The sequence below is a fragment of the Luteimonas sp. A537 genome (assembly GCF_054052065.1).
Window position 1 is genome coordinate 205,646 of record NZ_JBSVRH010000002.1, and the last position, 16,187, is coordinate 221,832.

Below are 16,187 nucleotides of genomic sequence, written 5' to 3' on the forward strand. Positions count from 1 at the left end.
TGATGGTTTCCGAGGCCGGACGGCCCAGGCCATTGGCGGCGGTGTCGAAGATGAAGGTGGTCTGCGACTCGATCACGCCCGTGGCGGTGCGGATCGTGCGGACGGTGGGCCGCCAGACGCGGCCGCTCCACTACAAGTTTGCGTTGACGGCATCCGTGGTCGGCTTCTTGATCCCGCGGCTGGCGAGCACCGCCGGCGTCTTCTCGCGTGGCATACATGCTCCTTGGCAGCATCATGGCATGCCTCACGCGGAATTCCTGACACCCTCTTCGCAATCAATTATCCAATGCTTCGGTTTTCTCATCCAATGCGATCGGAACCTCATGGGGTATGTTCGCCAGTGTCAATGCCCCCCATGATCTTGGCGCGGTGATCCCATATCTCCCGACCACCAAGACTCGCCGGCCGTCCTCGCGTTCAATCCCTTGGACATACTCTTCGGAACTAAGAATTTCTATCGAAGCCTCTATCTCGCGATATTTCATCGACTCGAGTGTTGGGTAAAGGTAAATACCATCTTCCTGGATCTTCAGGTACCCCTGTGTCGCCACATTCTCCCCATCGAAGATACGTGAATGGGTGAATAGCGCGAAAACTGGCACGATGCAGACATTGGCCGACGAGTTAACACACACTCTTGTGTTGATCCGGGGAGTCAATATCGCCCAAGCAGGCGGTTAAGGACATCAATAAAATTACGCAGAACATTGCCTTGGTCATTTGACTCTCCGTGTGAATTGTCGCGCGCCAATGTTCCCCCCGGACGCCCTTGCAATGCCCCCCGCGCCTCGAAAGCCGATAAAGTCGAACGACCAACTCTGATTCGCTCCGGCGACGTGTAGCTTACTGCCTCTGTACTGAAACGACAGTCCGCCATTCTTCCAGCTTTGACCATAATCGCCATCGGCTGGGGCAGAAAGCTCGCCGTTCTTGTAGAACAATGTGCCGCTGAATGAGCCGCCGCCTACTGGATGGGCATGTACGTCATAGATCGTAAGAGCGTTTCCGGGAATATTTATCCTTGTCGCCGATCCTCGCGTTATGTCGACCAACTTGAACTTCCCAAATTGAGCCGCCCTTGCGCTCCACGGTAAAGAACGCCGGACCGTTGGCGCCGCCGGATGGCGTATAGGAACACACGCGCTGAAACGATTCGATCTCGGTGCGCAGTTGCACAACAGTCATGCCGGCTACGGCAGCACACGCCGGAGTATTGGACACTCAAGCGACAGCATCGGCACGACTCCTGCCGTGCCCGGTACCGCGTACAGCGGCACGGAATACGTCGCCGCCCCTGATTCATCGACGCGAAATTCCGCGGCGGTGGCACCCACCGAATCCGAGATCGGGTCGAGGGGAATTGTGGAAGTGCGCCCGACACCGTCACCGGCGGCATACATGGACGCTTTGACGTTCGTCAGAGGTCCGCCCGATGGAACAAGCAGGCACGCGCACACAGCGAGCAACAATGCCGCGCCCAGATGACGCGTGCGACCGATCCCAGGTTCCATGAACCTATCCCCAGCCTCTTTCCCCAAATGCCATACAGCCCACTGGGATATCCGCCGCAAGAGATGGCGGCGCTGTGAGGCCGTGATGGCCGTAGAGCGGCGTCGTGGTCGCAGCTATAGCTGCTCCTACAGCTGGGTGAGGCGTTCGATGGCCGCATCCAGCGTCGGCTGCACCTTGGCGAAGCACAGTCGCGCCAAGCGCTGCCCGGGCGGCGGGGTTTCATAGAACGGCGACAGCGGGATCGATGCCACGCCGTGCTCGATCGTCAGCCAGCGACAGAATTCGACGTCCGCAAGATCGCTGACTTCGGAGTAGTCGACCAACTGGAAGTAACCGCCGGGCACCGGCAGCGGCCGCAGACGCGTGCCCAGCAGCTGTTCGCGGAACGCGTCGCGCTTGGCCTGATAGAAATCGCCCAGTCCGAGGTGGTGCTCCGGTTCCTCGCTCAGCATCTCCGCGAACGCATGCTGCGCCGGCGCGAAGCTGCAGAACACGTTGTATTGGTGCACCTTGCGGAACTCGAGCGACAGCCCCGGCGGCGCGATGCAGTAGCCGAGCTTCCAGCCGGTGCAGTGGTAGGTCTTGCCGAAGCTCGATACCACGAAGGCGCGCTCGCGCAGCGCCGGATAGCGCAGCGCGGACTCATGGCGTGCGCCGTCGAAGACGATGTGCTCGTAGACCTCGTCGGAAATGAGCCAGACGCCGCTGTCCTCGACGATGGCCGCAAGCTCGGCCATGTCGTCGGCAGTCAGCATCGCGCCGGAAGGATTGTGCGGCGAGTTGACGATCAGCATGCGCGTCTTCGGGCCGATCGCGGCCCGCACCCGCGCCCAGTCGGGGGCGAACGTGGCCGGATCAAGCGGCACGTGCACGGCGCGTCCACCGGCCAGGTCGATCGCCGGCTCGTAGCAGTCGTAGGCCGGGTCCAGCACCACCACTTCGTCGCCGGCGCGGACCACCGCGTGGACGGCGTTGAAGATCGCCTCGGTGGCGCCGCTGGTCACGGTGACCTCGGCGTCCGGGTCCGGGCGATACCCGTACAGCGCCGCGGTCTTGTCGGCGATCGCCTCGCGCAGCGCGGCCACGCCGGTCATGGGCGGATACTGGTTGTGGCCGGCGCGCATCGCGCGGTCGACGGCATCGACCAGGCGCGCCGGGACCTCGAAATCGGGGAAGCCCTGCCCGAGATTCACGGCACCGTGTTCCGCCGCGAGCTGCGACATCAAAGTGAAAATGGTCGTCCCCACCTTCGGGAGTTTGGTGCCCGGCATCGCATCCTCCGCATCCGGCCGCCTGCCGGTGGAGCCGTGAGTTTACGCAGGCCTCCGACTCGCGTTAAATCCCGGATATGTCGAAGCCCCTGCCCCCCGTCTCCGACGCCGACGCCGAGCGCCTTGCCGTCGCGTACCTGCAGGCGGAATACCGCTGGGCGCGCGATGGTGACTGGCACGACATCCGCGTCGGCCTGCCGGCCCCGGGGCTGGAGCTGCTCCACCCCCAGGTGCGGAGCTTCGGGCTGCTGTCGGCCTGGAATCCGTTTTCGCAGCCGCGCGCCGAAGCCTCCAACCGGTTCGAGGATGCCGCACTCGAGGCCGAACTCACCGGGCGTGGCCTGGAACACCTCCCCGCATTCTCCTCCGCGACCAACCGCAGCTGGCGCGAACCCGGCTGGGTGATCTTCGACATCGGCAGCGACGAACTCGACGCCCTCGCCCAGCGCTTCGGCCAGCTCGGCGCCCTGTGGTGGCTGCGCGGCGATCCGGTGCGCCTGCGCATGCAGGCGAAACGGCCGGCACAGCCCGGGCCCGCAGCCGCGGCCGACTGGCTAGAATAGCGACCCTCCGGTCGCCGTCGCGGCCCGTGCCGCACGATGCCCCCAGCCGCCAGCCCAGCACCCGCCCTGCTCTCCGCCCAAGCCCTGCGTTTCACGCGCAATGAGATGCCGGTGTTCGGCCCGGTCGATTTCGAGGTTGGTGTCGGTGAGGCACTCCTGGTCCAGGGCGAGAACGGCGCCGGCAAGACCACGCTGCTCAAGGTGCTGGCAGGGCTGCTGCGTGCCGACGGCGGCGCGATCCGCTTCCAGGGCCAGCCCGCGCTGCCGGCGCTGCGCGCGCGGGTGATCGGCTATCTCGGGCACCTGCCCGGGCAGAAGGCCGATCTCAGCGCGCTGGAAAACCTGCGGTTCCTGTGCGGCCTGCATGGCAGCCGCCCCGGCATGTCGCTTGAAGATGCGATGGCGACCGTCGGCCTGGCCGGTTACGAGGACGCACTCGCACGCCAGATGTCGGCCGGACAGCGCAAACGCCTGTCGCTGGCGCGGCTGTGGCTGTCGCCGGCGCCGCTGTGGCTGATGGACGAGCCCTACGCCAACCTCGACCTCGAGGGCATCGAACTGGTGAACCGGATGGTGCAGGCCCACCTGCGCGAAGGCGGCGGCGCCATGGTCACCACCCACGGTGCCTATGCCGCGCCTCCCGTACGCACCCGGCTGCTGCAGCTGGAGCGGCCGTCGTGATGTGGTCGGCCGCGCGCGCGCTTGCCAGCCGCGACCTGCAGCTGCTGTGGCGCAGGCGCGGCGATGCCCTGCAGCCGGCGCTGTTCGCGCTGCTGGTGCTGGTGCTGTTTGCGCTGGCGCTGGGCAACGACCGGGCAATGCTGGCGCGGGTGGCACCGGGCGCGCTGTGGGTGGCGGTACTGCTCTCCGGGCTGCTCGCACTGGACACCCTGTTCCGCAGCGACGCCGAGGATGGTTCGCTTGAACAATGGCTGCTGGCGCCGGTGCCGCTGGCCTGGCTGGTTCTGGTTCGCGTGGCCACGCACTGGCTTACCACGGCCCTGCCTCTGCTGCTGGCGATGCCGCTGCTGGCCGAGCTCATGGCGCTGCCGCGCGCGCACTGGCCCGTGCTGTTCGCCGCGCTCGCGCTGGGTACGCCATTGCTGGCGCTGCTGGGCGCGGTGGTCGCAGCGCTCACCGTGGGCATGCGTCGCTCCGGGATCCTGGTCGCGCTGCTGGCGCTGCCGCTGTACGTGCCGGTGCTGGTGTTCGGCGCCGGCAGCGTCACTGCCGCCGCCCAGGGCTTCGATCCCGTGGGCGGCCTGTTGCTGCTTGCCGCGGGGCTCGTCGCAGCGATCGTTCTGGCCCCACTCGCCGCCGCCGCGGCGATACGGATCGCACTGGCCTAGGCATGGCGACCGGAACCAGGCCATGGTGAATCCACCGCCCCCGCCATCCGACGATGTGGCGCAGGTCCCGGGCCGCAAGCCCCGGCCGGACCGGCCGACGGGACGCGCGAAGGTACGCGCGGACCGCTTCCTCGAAGTGGGCACCGAAGTCTTCATGGAAAAGGGCTACCGCAACGCCCGCCTGTCGGACATCGTGGCCCGCGCAGGTGGTTCGCTGTCAACGCTCTATGGTGCCTTCGGCGACAAGGAGGGCCTGGCACACGCGGTCATGGAGCGCAGCATCCGCTCGTTCGGCGAAGGCCTCGACATCCTCGACGATCCCGCTCTCACGCCTGCCGACGCGCTGCCGGCTGCCGCCGAGCGCCTCGCCGTGGAAATGCTTTCGCCGGAACGCACCGTCAGCCATCGCATCATCATCGGCGAGGGCCTCGCCTTCCCGGAGCTTCGCGACTGGTTCTTCGAGCATGGCGTGGAGCCGGCGCATGCTCGCCTGGCGGATTATTTCGCCCGCCAGGCGAAGGCGGGAACGCTGGCGGTCGAATGCCCCGAGGAAGCTGCGAACCAGTTCTACATGATGGTCTTCGGCGGCACGATCATCCGCAGCATCAACGGCATGCGCACGCCCGCGGATCACTCGACGGTGCGTGCCGAGGCGCGGTCCGCTGCCCATATGTTCCTTCGCGGCGCCCTCCCCCGCTGAGTTGGTGTGCAGTGCAGCTTGACGAAAGCTGAACGCCAGACAACACTCCTGTAACGCCGGTTACACGCCAGCCGATTTCACGTCGGGCCAGCCAAAGGGAGAGAGAGGGCGATGCGGGTTTTCATCGGAAGTCTGTTGGCACTCGCTGCGGCCGTCCTGCTAGGCGCCGGTTTCCTGGCACCGGTCGCGGCACAACAGGCTCCCAAAAGCAGCCTGCCTTCGACGCATTTCGGAAGCGAGCAGCCGGTATCGCCGCACGGCTTCAACGCCGCCCCGGGCTTCGCCAACGCCCCGGTCGCGCACAATCCGGACAGCCCGGATGCGCGTGCCGTGGGCGAGACGGTCTGCACCGCCTGCCACACGCAGGAGACCGCGAACTTCGCGCATACCGTCCACGCCTTGGGCATGAGCGCGGCCCTGGCTGCCGATCCCGGCACGGCGACCTGCGAGTCCTGCCATGGCGGCGGCTCGCGCCACATCGAATCGCCCACCACGCCGGGCTCGATCATCGCCTTCACCAAGGACGGAGGCACCGACGTCGACACCCAGGCCACCAGCTGCCTCGGCTGCCACTCCGGCGGCCAGCGCGACCAGTGGGCGGGCTCGGTGCACCAGCGCAACGATCTGTCGTGCAGCGACTGCCACAACCCCATGGCGAAGTTCTCATCCGAAGGGCTGCTGGCCAAGCCATCGATCAGCGAGACCTGCGCCGGCTGCCACCAGGACGTGCGCCAGCAGTTCAACCGCCGCTCGCACATGCCGCTGCCCGAAGGCCAGATGAGCTGCGCCGACTGCCACAACCCGCACGGCACCATCAATGCCAGCCTGCTCAAGACCGATACGGTCAACGAGACCTGCTACCAGTGCCATGCCGAAAAGCGCGGGCCGATGTTGTTCGAGCACGCGCCGGTGCGCGACAGCTGCCTGAACTGCCACACCCCGCACGGCTCCAACCAGCAGGCGCTGCTGGTGGCACCGGTGCCCTTCCTGTGCCAGCAGTGCCACTCGCACGTGCGCCATCCGAACGACCTGCACACCGGCACCTCGCTGGCCGGCCAGCCCGGAGCGGATGAGCGCCTGATTGCGCGCGGTTGCATCAGCTGCCATTCCCAGGTCCACGGATCCAACCATCCCTCGGGTCCACGGCTGCACAAATAACGGCATCGACGCGCAGGAGGTCCGACATGAACCCAGGTAACCGCCGCATCGCACGTCACCACCCGCTATGGCTTGCCCTGCTCGGCGCGCTTGTCTTCCCTGCGCTTGCCCAGGACAGCGGCGTCGGCGTCGACCTGCAGCTCGGCAACGCCATCGATCCCGACGGTATGGCGCAGTACGGCTGCAACGCCGACGGCATGAGCTGGCTCAGCGCCGAGCGCAAGCGTACGCCGAGCGGCCACCTGTATCCCTGCGTCCCCGACTTCGGCCAGCCGCGAGAGCTTTCCGGCGGCTGGCTGTTCTCCGGCACCCTCGGCATCGGCTACATCGACATCAATGACGAGCGCAACACCAACTGGCTGCGCTTCAACAACTGGTCCGACGGACTGGTCGCCCGCCTGGCACTGGCGTATACCCGCCCGACCGACGGCAGCCACGCCGAAATCCGCGGCGCCCGCGTCAACTCCGACAACCAGTTCATCAAGGCGACCTGGGGCCGCGCCGGCCACTACCGCCTCGAAGCTTTTGCACGCAGCCAGCCCAACGTCACCAGCGGCGCGGCGCGTTCGATCTGGGACGGCGTTGGCAGCGATTACCTGGCGCTGAAACCCGGCCTGACGCCGGCGGGCAGCACCCATGCCGAAGTTGACGCGGTCTCCGCAGCTGCCATGCCGCAGGTGCTCAAGGTGGTGCGCGACAAGTTCGGCATGTCCGGCAGTTACATGTTCAGCCGCCAGCTCACCGCCTATTTCGGCGCCAGCCACGAGCAGCGGGAGGGCGCGCGCCCGTTCGGCGGCGCGTTCTTCTTCGCCTTCATCTTCCCTGGTTCCGGTGGCGTGTACGAAACCCCGCGCCCGATCGACGACAGCACCTTCAACGTCAACGCCGGCCTGCGCTACGCCAGCAACGAATGGAACTTCGACGTCGGCTACAGCGGCTCGATGTTCCGCACCGGCAACCGCCGCTTCAGCTATGAAGTGCCGTTCGCGTTCCCGTCGCTGGTCCCGGGCTTCGGCAATTACCCGCTGACCGTGGGGGAGTTCGCCTACGAGCCGGAGAACGACTACCACAACCTCAAGGCAACCGCGACGCGCAAACTCGAGGGCAACGGCCAGTTCTCCGTGACCGCCTCGTTCTCGACCTCGCGGCAGGACGACCAGCTGCTGCCGCCGATGAACTGCGCCAGCGGTGACCAGTTCGGCCTGACCGTGCCGCCGTTCGCCTTCAACTGCTCCGACTGGAACACGACCGCGGCGCTGTCGCAGCGCAGCGCCGACCTCAGCATCGACAGCACCCTCGTCAACGCGCGCCTGGTGATGCAGCCGGCCGAACGCGTGACCATGCAGGGCAACCTCAAGTTCCACCGCCAGGATTACAAGGGCGACTATTTCGCCTACAACCCGCTGACCGGCCAGTACGGCTACATCGCGGAAAACGGCGCCCAGGGCAGCTCGGTGCCGCTGGAAATGGGCGTCTGGGACCCGGTGTTGTTCCCGAGCGTGATCACGCGGATCCGCAACCTGCCGCTGGACAAGGACATCCTCGAGGGCAGCTTCGGCGTCGACTGGCGGGTGAACGACAAGAACACCCTGGGCGCCTCACTCGGCTTCACGCGCACGGACCGCGATCACCGCGAGGTCGAGCGCCAGGAGGACATGCTGGTCAAACTCACCTGGAGCAGCCGCGCGATCGAGGACGTGACCCTGCGCGCCAACTATTCCTATCTTGATCGCGAGGGGCGCGACTACAACTACGACCCCTACCATTTCACCTATTCGATGGACCTGCCCGGATTCATCGACGACGGCAACATCTGGCCGCATACCCTTTCCGAACTGCGCAAGTACGACGTCGGCGGCCGCAAGCAGCACAAGGCGACCCTGATCACCACCCTGGCCCTGCCGCGCAACCACACGCTGTCAGGCACGCTGCGCGGCGACTGGAACGATTACGACGCCGAATTCGGCCGCCAGGACTACGACAGCCTCGGCGCCAGCCTGTCCTGGGACTGGCAGCCCGACGAGCGCACCACGGCGAACGTCTTCCTCGGCTACGACCGTTCCGAGCTTGGCATGGCCAACATCAACGAGATCGCGGCATTCGGCAACGACCCGGATCTTGGAGGCGACACCTACATCGACGCCGGCCGCTGGTGGGTCGACGACGACCAGCGCAACTACTACGCCGGCATCAACTTCAGCCGCCAATTCGACCGCAGCCACCTCGAACTCGGCTGGAACTACGCCGATTCACGCGGCCAGACCGGCTATCGCTTCAACTCCCCCGATGCACTGGCCTACCCGGCCATGGCCGCGGCCGCGGGCAACGGCTTCGCGCCGATGGTGCATCGGACCAACACCTTCACCCTGTCGTGGGCGATCCCGATCAGCGAACGGGTCGGCCTGCGCCTGTTCGACACCTACGAGACCGGGCGCATGGCGGACTGGCACTACTTTGGCCTTGACCAGAGCCTTGTGAGCGCGAACCGCGTCTACCTCGACAGCGGCCCCTCAAGCTATTCCGTGAACATGGTCGGAGCCCTGCTGGAGGTGAAGCTGTGAACGCGCGCGCGAGGATGGGCGGACTGATGCTTGCAGCGGCGGTGGTGATGGCCACCGCGGCCGGCGCCCTGGCACAGGATGCGTCTGCGCCAACCGCATCGGCGCCGGCGGAACCGGTGGCGGACGAACCCGCACCGGAAGCGGTGGCCGCCGCCGTGGAGAGCATGCCGGAAGCCGTGACACCGCATTATTTCGACCTGCGGCGGATCACACCGATCAGCGGCGACCCGGCGCGCGGCCAGGCCCGTTCGGAGCTGTGCGCCGCCTGCCACGGACCGGACGGCATTTCCGTCGTGCCCCTGTACCCCGACATCGCCGGCCAGCGTGCCGACTACATGTACTGGCAGCTCGTCAAATTCAAGGACACCGGTTTCGGCGACAGCGTGATGGCGGCGATCGTGGCCGAACTCGGCGAAGAGGACATGCGTGACCTCTCGATCTACTACGCCGGGCTCCCTGCGGCAGGCCCGCCTGCGGCCGCGACCGAAGGACCCGAACCCGGGCCTGACGCCGAAGTGCCTGATCCCGCCCTGCTCGCGCGGGGCGAGCGACTCTACCTTTCCGGCGACCCGGCGGCCGGTATTCCGCCGTGCCAGGCCTGCCATGGCGAGGACGCACGCGGGCATCCGGACGCCTACAAGGTCGACGCCGCAGGCTTTACGCCCTATGCCGCCTACCCGTCCCTGCGCGGCCAGCGCAACGCCTACCTGATGGCGCGCATTGCCGAATACCAGGAAGGCAAGCACACCAGCCTGACCACCGATTTCATCATGAGCGGCGCCGCCCACCACCTCGACCAGGACAGCGTGCAGGCCGTGGCGGCATGGCTGTCATCGCTTCCGCGCTGACCCAGGTCAGGGCGCGTTCGGTGTCCGGGGGTATCATGTAATGGCAGTTACACACCATCCCCGCACTCCCTGGAGTCTCACCATGCTTCGCAAGATCCTCTTCGCTTCCGCCCTCCTCCTCGGCGCCCCCGCTGCCATGGCCGCGACCTGTGCGGTCGATATCGAAGGCAACGACGCAATGAAGTTCAACGTCGCCAACATCGACGTCAGCAAGAGCTGCAAGGACTTCACCATCAACCTCAAGCACACCGGCCAGCTGCCGAAGGTCGCCATGGGCCACAACGTGGTGATCGCCGCCACGTCGGACATGAAGGGCATCGACGCCGACGGCATCAAGGCCGGCGCGGCCGCGGACTACGTCAAGGCCGGCGACAGCCGCGTCATTGCGCACTCGAAGCTCATCGGCGGTGGCGAAAGCACTTCGGTGACCTTCCCGGTCGCCAAGCTCGGCGCCGGCCCGAATTCGTTCTTCTGCAGCTTCCCCGGCCACTCGGCGCTCATGAAGGGCACCATTACCCTGAAATAAGGCGCCGCCGGGTACCTTCGCGGAACGACGCGATGCCGTTCCGCGTGCTTGGCCCGGGGGGCCAAACCTGAAAGAATGGCCTGTCTGGCGAAGACCCGGCAGGCCCTTTGAGCCGGCGAATCGCGGGCCAGCCCCACCTCCTCCCAGCGGAAACGATGTCCGACATGAATCCGGTGATCCGCTGGTTCCATCAACTCGGCTCACCACCCTCTTTTGACCGCTTTGCCGCCAGATGGTCTCCCTGGGGCTACGCGCTGGGCGCACTGGTGATGGCCTGGGGCGTGTACGGAGCGCTGTTCCAGGTGCCCGCCGACTACCAGCAGGGCGACAGCTTCCGCATCCTGTACATCCATGTGCCCGCGGCCTGGATGAGCCTGCTCGTGTTCGGGCTGATGGCGCTCTACTCCGCGATCGCGCTGATCTGGCGGATCAAGCTCTGCGAGATCCTGGCCATGGCCTGCGCGCCGATCGGCGCCGCCTTCACCGTCGTCACCCTTGTGACCGGTTCGATCTGGGGCAAGCCCATGTGGGGTACCTGGTGGGACTGGGATCCGCGGCTGACCAGCCAGTTGGTGCTGCTATTCCTCTACCTGGGCGTGATCGGGCTCTACCAGGCCATCGACGACCGCCGCACCGCCGCGCGCGCCGCGGGCCTGCTGGCCCTGGTCGGCGTGGTGATGCTTCCGATCATCCGCTACTCGGTGGTGTGGTGGAACTCGCTGCACCAGGGCCAGACCATCCGCGTGTTCGGCGAGTCCTCGATGGACCCGAGCATGATGCCGCCGCTGGTGTGGATGCTGATCGGCACCAAGCTCTGGTTCGCCGGTTCGCTGCTGGCGCGCGCACGCGCCGACAACCTGCAGCGCGAGGGCGGCAAGGACTGGGTCCGCCGGCTCGCCGCGGCGGCCAAGGCCGGGGCGCACGCATGAGCTATCGAGAATATGTCATCGCCGCCTACGCGGTGTTCGCCCTGATGCTGGCCTGGGACTTCATTGCCCCGCGCCTCGCCATCGCACGCCAGCTGCGCGCCGCGCGTCGGCTTGCCGCGCGCAAGGCCGCGCGCCCCACCCGACCCGACCGTTCCACGGAGCTTGGCCGATGAACCCCACCCGCCGCCGACGCCTCTGGTTCGTGCTCGCTATCGTCGCCGCCTCCACGCTGGTCGCGGTGCTGGTGGCCATGGCCCTGCAGCGCAATGTCGCCTACCTGTTCACTCCGGCCGAAATCCTCGACGGCCGCGCCGGCACCGACGTGGCCTCGGGGCAGGCCCGCTTCCGCCTCGGCGGCATGGTTGCCGACGGCTCCCTCGAACGCACGCCCGGCTCGATGGAAGCGCGCTTCATGGTCAGCGACGGCGATGCGCTGATGCCGGTGGTGTATTCGGGGATCCTCCCGGACCTGTTCCGCGAGAACCAATCGGTGGTCGCCACCGGCCGCATGCGCGCCGACGGCACGTTCGTCGCCGAAGACGTGCTCGCCAAGCACGATGAGACCTACGTGCCCAAGGAAGTGGCCGACAAAATGGGTCTGGCGCACGAGAAGCACAACGTCGACGTGCCCGCGCAGCAGCCCGAAGGCGCCCTCTAGGTGCTGCCCGAGATCGGCCAGGCGGTTCTCGCGCTGGCGCTGGTACTCGCGGTCCTCCAGGGCATTACCGGCCTCGTCGGCGCGGCCCGCGGACGCGAGGACCTGGCCGCGGTCACGCGGCCGGCGGCGCTCGCGCAGCTGGTGCTGGTCCTGGCCGGGTATGTGCTGCTGACCCTGGCCTTCGTAATGCAGGATTTCTCGGTCAAGTACGTGGCCGACAACTCCAACTCGCTGCTGCCGCTGGTCTATCGCTATACCGCGGTCTGGGGCGCTCACGAAGGCTCGCTGCTGCTGTGGGCGCTGATGCTGGCGGTATGGAACGCGGCGGTCGCCATGGCATCGGGCCGCATCCCGTGGAGCTTCCGGGCGCGCGCGCTCGGCGTGATCGGCCTGGTCGCGGTCGGCTTCCTGTCGTTCATGGTCTTCACTTCCAATCCGTTCGAGCGCCTGCTGCCGGCGGTCGCCGAGGGGCACGACCTCAACCCGCTGCTGCAGGACCCGGGGATGATCATCCACCCGCCCCTGCTGTACATCGGCTACATCGGCTTCGTGGTGCCCTTTGCGTTCGCGATCGCGGCGCTGCTGGAAGGCGCGGTGGACGCACGCTGGCTGCGCTGGTCGCGGCCGTGGACCAACGTCGCCTGGGCCTTCCTCACCGTCGGCATCGCCATGGGCAGCTGGTGGGCCTATTACGAACTCGGCTGGGGCGGCTGGTGGTTCTGGGATCCGGTCGAGAACGCCAGCTTCATGCCCTGGCTTGTGGGCGCGGCGCTGATCCATTCGCAGGCGGTCACCGAGAAGCGCGGCAGCTTCGGCAGCTGGACGATGCTGCTTGCGATCGCGGCGTTCTCGCTGTCGCTGCTGGGCGCGTTCCTGGTGCGCTCGGGCGTGCTGACCAGCGTGCACTCCTTCGCCGCCGACCCTTCGCGCGGCCTCTTCATCCTCGTGTTCCTTGGCGTGGTGATCGGCGGCGCGCTGCTGGTCTACGTGACCCGCGCGCCGCGCCTGGCGCAGGGCAAGCCCTTCGCGGCCTCCTCCCGCGAGACCCTTCTGCTGGTGAACAACCTGCTGCTGGCATCCGCCTGCGCGATGGTGCTGCTGGGCACCCTGTACCCGCTGATCGCCGACGCGCTGGACTTGGGCAAGGTTTCGGTCGGGCCGCCCTACTTCGGCACCCTGTTCCTGGTGTTGATGGCTCCGCTGGTGATGCTGGTGCCGTTCGGGCCGCTGACGCGCTGGCAGCAGGAACAGGCCTCGAAGCCACTGGCGATGCTTGCGCCCTGGCTCGGCCTGGCCGTGCTTCTGGGCGTCATCGCCTGGTTCAAGGCGCCGCAGGGCGCTCTCAAGACCGGCCTCGGCGTGGGCGCCGCGGCCTGGGTCGCACTGGGCACTCTGCGCTTCGCGTGGACGCGCGTGCGTGCCAAGGGCCGCAGCTTCACTCCGGAAATGCTGGGCATGGTGCTGGGCCACCTCGGCGTAGCGGTGTTCGTGCTGGGCGCGATGCTGGTCGAGGCGCAGAACGTGCTGCGCGAAGTGCCGATGTCGCCGGGCGAGACCCAGACCATCGGCCGCTATGCGTTCCGCTTCGACGGCGTCGAGCAGGTGCCGGGACCGAACTACATGGCCGACCGCGGCCTGGTGCAGGTATTCCGCGACGACAAGCCCCTGGTGCTCCTGCATCCCGAGAAGCGCGCCTACGCCAGCGGCGGCCAGGTGATGACCGATGCCGGCATCCACGCCGGCGTCCGCGCCGACATCTTCGTTGCCCTGGGTGAGCCGCTGGGCGGCGACGCCTGGGCAGTCCGCCTGCACATCAAGCCCTTCATCCGCTGGATCTGGGCGGGAGCGCTGCTGATGGCATTGGGCGGCCTGGTCACCGCCTGCGACCGACGTTTCCGACTGCCGTTGAAGAAGGAAGAGGCGCGATGAACGCGCCGCTGCCTCCCGGTGCCGATGCCGACGGCGGTAGCCGCAAGCTCCTGACCGTGGCCCTGTTCGGCGGATTCCTGCTGCTGCTGGTGTTGCTGGGCTGGGGCGTGAGCCGCTCCGATCGCCCCGATCGCGAATCCCTGCCCTCGCCGCTGATCGGCAAGCCCGCGCCCGAGTTCTCGCTGCCGGTGCTGCACGACCCCAGCTACCGCGTCGGTACCGCGGAGCTGCAGGGCAAGCCCTATCTGATGAACGTCTGGGGCAGCTGGTGCCCGGCCTGCCAGGTCGAGCACCCGGTGCTGGCGCGCTACGCGGAAACAAAGAGGATCCGCGTGGTCGGCTACAACTGGAAGGACGAGCCCGAGGACGCGCTGCGCTGGCTGGAGCAGTTCGGCAACCCGTACTGGGTCGTGGTCACCGATTACGAAAGCAACGCTGCGATCGAATGGGGCATCTATGGTGCGCCCGAGACCTTCCTGGTCGACGCCGACGGCATCGTGCGCTGGAAGCACGTGGGCCCTGTGACCGACGAAATCATCGACACCGTGGTTGCACCGATGGTCGAAGCCATGGAGGCCGGCGGATGAACATGCGCATGACGCTTGCCGGCGGGCTGCTGGCGCTGCTGCTGGTCGCACTGTCGCTGGCACTGGTGCCCGTACCCGTTTCGGCGCAGGCCACGCGCTCTGCGCAGCCCCTCGAGTTCCGCGATCGCGCCGAAGAACGGCGCTTCCACGAGCTGACCCTCGAGCTGCGCTGCGTGATGTGCCAGAACCAGTCGCTGGCCGACTCCGACGCGCCGATCGCGCACGACCTGCGCCGCGAAGTCTTCAACCTGATGCGCGAAGGCCGCAGCGACGCCGAGATCAAGACCTTCCTGGTCGATCGCTACGGCGAGTTCGTGCTCTATCGCCCGCAGTTCGGCGGCGGCACGCTGCTGCTGTGGCTGGGACCGGGGATCGTGCTGCTTGGCGGTGCCGTGGTCCTGGTGGTGGTGGTGCGCAAGCGCGCGGCCCGCAACCGCGTCGCGCTGGATCCCGTCGACGACGGACAGGAGTGGTAATGACCGTTGTCTTCATGCTTGTCGTGCTGTTCGGGTCACTCGTGGCCACCACAATGGTCGCCGCGCCGCTGCGCCGCGATTCGCCGCGCACCTGGCTCACCGTGCTGGCCGTGGTTCCCCTGCTTTCAGTCGGCCTGTACCAGCTCCTGGGCACGCCCGCCGCGCTTGATCCGGCCGCGCGTGCGCCGGTGGCGATGGCCGGCGGCGACGCGGCCCACGCCGATCCCGCCGAATTCGCCGAAGCCGTGAACCAGCTGCGCGCCGAGCTCGAACGCAATCCCCGACAGCCGGAAGGCTGGGCGCTCCTCGCCCGCTCGCTGTCGGTGCAGGGCGATGCGGCCGGCGCGCGCGACGCGTATGCAAAGGCGCTCGAGCTGGTCCCCGACGAGCCGGCGCTGATGGTCGAGTTCGCGCAGGCCAGCGCCCAGGCCCATCCGCAGCACCTGTTCGAAGACGATGCGCTGGTCCTGCTGCAGCGCGCCGCAACGCTGCAGCCATCCAACCAGCGCGCACGCTGGTTCATAGGCGTTGCCCAGCGCCAGCGCGGCATGGATGCGGAAGCGGTCGCAACCTGGGAAGCCATGCTGGACGAAGTCGACCCCGCCACCGCCGCCAGCCTGCGCACGCAGATCGCCGATGCGCGCGCGGCGGCGGGCCTGCCCCCGGCAACCGCGGCCGCCGCCACGCCGCCAGTCGCAACTGCTGCGGGCCAAGGCTCGGAGGGGGCATCATCCGGCGGCCTGCGCGTGCGCATTTCGCTCGCCCCTGGGCTCGCGGAACGGCTCGGCGGCCAAGGCATCGTGTTCGTCATGGCGCGTGACCCCGATGGTCCGCCGATGCCGGTGGCCGCCGAACGCCATCCCGTGTCTGCGCTGCCGCTGGACATCGTGCTCGACGACGCCGACAGCCCGATGCCGACGCAGCTTCTGTCGCAGCTCGACGCCGCCCTGGTTTCAGCGCGCATCTCCGCGTCCGGCACCGTCGAACGCAGTGCCGGCGACATCGAATCCGCGCCCGTCCGCGTCTCCCTGCCAAATGCCGCGGTGATCGAGCTGGTTCTCGGCGCGGAGTGACCCGCGCTTGACGTGCCGGACATCCCTGGATGGGACCCGTACCGCCC

Annotated in this window: 18 protein-coding genes; 15 read left to right on the top strand and 3 right to left on the bottom strand. The window is 67.5% G+C overall.

Annotated features, from left to right (window positions below):
• Window positions 1-275 precede the first annotated feature (275 nt).
• From ACW7GZ_RS04800 to ACW7GZ_RS04810, 3 genes are all read right to left on the bottom strand, one after another.
• A complete protein-coding gene (locus tag ACW7GZ_RS04800) occupies window positions 276-602 on the bottom strand; it encodes a hypothetical protein (protein WP_457008150.1) in 327 nt (108 codons plus the stop codon).
• Window positions 603-984: 382 nt separating this feature from the next.
• On the bottom strand, window positions 985-1,221 hold the full coding sequence (locus ACW7GZ_RS04805; RefSeq protein WP_457008152.1) for a hypothetical protein: 237 nt from the start codon (window positions 1,219-1,221) through the stop codon (window positions 985-987).
• A 416-nt stretch (window positions 1,222-1,637) separates the two neighbouring features.
• A complete protein-coding gene (locus ACW7GZ_RS04810) occupies window positions 1,638-2,783 on the bottom strand; it encodes a pyridoxal phosphate-dependent aminotransferase (RefSeq protein ID WP_457008154.1) in 1,146 nt (381 codons plus the stop codon).
• A 77-nt stretch (window positions 2,784-2,860) separates the two neighbouring features.
• Here ACW7GZ_RS04810 and ACW7GZ_RS04815 point away from each other — a divergent pair, with 77 nt between their 5' ends.
• The 15 genes from ACW7GZ_RS04815 to ACW7GZ_RS04885 all read left to right on the top strand — a co-directional run bounded on the left by ACW7GZ_RS04815 (window position 2,861) and on the right by ACW7GZ_RS04885 (window position 16,140).
• Entirely contained in the window at window positions 2,861-3,346 is a 486-nt protein-coding gene (locus ACW7GZ_RS04815) for a DUF3293 domain-containing protein (protein ID WP_457003649.1), read from the top strand.
• A 36-nt stretch (window positions 3,347-3,382) separates the two neighbouring features.
• Window positions 3,383-4,027 carry a heme ABC exporter ATP-binding protein CcmA gene (gene ccmA, locus ACW7GZ_RS04820; RefSeq protein ID WP_457003647.1) on the top strand — a complete coding sequence of 215 codons (645 nt, stop codon included), beginning with the start codon at window positions 3,383-3,385 and terminating at the stop codon, window positions 4,025-4,027.
• Window positions 4,027-4,695 carry a heme exporter protein CcmB gene (gene ccmB / locus ACW7GZ_RS04825; RefSeq protein WP_457003986.1) on the top strand — a complete coding sequence of 223 codons (669 nt, stop codon included), beginning with the start codon at window positions 4,027-4,029 and terminating at the stop codon, window positions 4,693-4,695. Before ccmA ends, ccmB begins: the two co-directional genes overlap by 1 nt.
• Before the next feature lie 22 nt (window positions 4,696-4,717).
• The gene (locus tag ACW7GZ_RS04830) at window positions 4,718-5,395 is read left to right on the top strand and encodes a TetR/AcrR family transcriptional regulator C-terminal domain-containing protein (RefSeq protein WP_457008156.1); all 678 of its coding nucleotides are present in this window, start codon (window positions 4,718-4,720) and stop codon (window positions 5,393-5,395) included.
• Between the two features lie 111 nt (window positions 5,396-5,506).
• Window positions 5,507-6,553 carry a DmsE family decaheme c-type cytochrome gene (locus tag ACW7GZ_RS04835; protein WP_457008158.1) on the top strand — a complete coding sequence of 349 codons (1,047 nt, stop codon included), beginning with the start codon at window positions 5,507-5,509 and terminating at the stop codon, window positions 6,551-6,553.
• A 26-nt stretch (window positions 6,554-6,579) separates the two neighbouring features.
• Window positions 6,580-9,114, top strand: coding sequence for an MtrB/PioB family outer membrane beta-barrel protein (locus ACW7GZ_RS04840; protein WP_457008160.1), 2,535 nt, complete (start codon window positions 6,580-6,582; stop codon window positions 9,112-9,114).
• Window positions 9,115-9,140: 26 nt separating this feature from the next.
• Window positions 9,141-9,962 (top strand): c-type cytochrome, encoded by an 822-nt coding sequence (locus ACW7GZ_RS04845; RefSeq protein WP_457003639.1) that lies wholly within the window; start codon window positions 9,141-9,143, stop codon window positions 9,960-9,962.
• 82 nt (window positions 9,963-10,044) lie between these two features.
• A complete protein-coding gene (gene azu, locus ACW7GZ_RS04850) occupies window positions 10,045-10,488 on the top strand; it encodes an azurin (RefSeq protein ID WP_457003637.1) in 444 nt (147 codons plus the stop codon).
• Between the two features lie 164 nt (window positions 10,489-10,652).
• Window positions 10,653-11,417 (top strand): heme ABC transporter permease, encoded by a 765-nt coding sequence (locus tag ACW7GZ_RS04855; RefSeq protein ID WP_457003635.1) that lies wholly within the window; start codon window positions 10,653-10,655, stop codon window positions 11,415-11,417.
• Window positions 11,414-11,590 carry a heme exporter protein CcmD gene (ccmD, locus tag ACW7GZ_RS04860; RefSeq protein ID WP_457003633.1) on the top strand — a complete coding sequence of 59 codons (177 nt, stop codon included), beginning with the start codon at window positions 11,414-11,416 and terminating at the stop codon, window positions 11,588-11,590. The genes ACW7GZ_RS04855 and ccmD overlap by 4 nt, the downstream gene beginning before the upstream one ends.
• On the top strand, window positions 11,587-12,075 hold the full coding sequence (ccmE, locus tag ACW7GZ_RS04865; protein ID WP_457003631.1) for a cytochrome c maturation protein CcmE: 489 nt from the start codon (window positions 11,587-11,589) through the stop codon (window positions 12,073-12,075). The genes ccmD and ccmE overlap by 4 nt, the downstream gene beginning before the upstream one ends.
• Entirely contained in the window at window positions 12,076-14,004 is a 1,929-nt protein-coding gene (locus ACW7GZ_RS04870; protein WP_457003629.1) for a heme lyase CcmF/NrfE family subunit, read from the top strand.
• Window positions 14,001-14,591, top strand: coding sequence for a DsbE family thiol:disulfide interchange protein (locus ACW7GZ_RS04875; RefSeq protein ID WP_457003627.1), 591 nt, complete (start codon window positions 14,001-14,003; stop codon window positions 14,589-14,591). The genes ACW7GZ_RS04870 and ACW7GZ_RS04875 overlap by 4 nt, the downstream gene beginning before the upstream one ends.
• Entirely contained in the window at window positions 14,588-15,067 is a 480-nt protein-coding gene (locus ACW7GZ_RS04880) for a cytochrome c-type biogenesis protein (RefSeq protein ID WP_457003625.1), read from the top strand. Before ACW7GZ_RS04875 ends, ACW7GZ_RS04880 begins: the two co-directional genes overlap by 4 nt.
• Window positions 15,067-16,140 (top strand): tetratricopeptide repeat protein, encoded by a 1,074-nt coding sequence (locus tag ACW7GZ_RS04885; RefSeq protein ID WP_457008162.1) that lies wholly within the window; start codon window positions 15,067-15,069, stop codon window positions 16,138-16,140. Before ACW7GZ_RS04880 ends, ACW7GZ_RS04885 begins: the two co-directional genes overlap by 1 nt.
• Window positions 16,141-16,187: the final 47 nt, after the last annotated feature.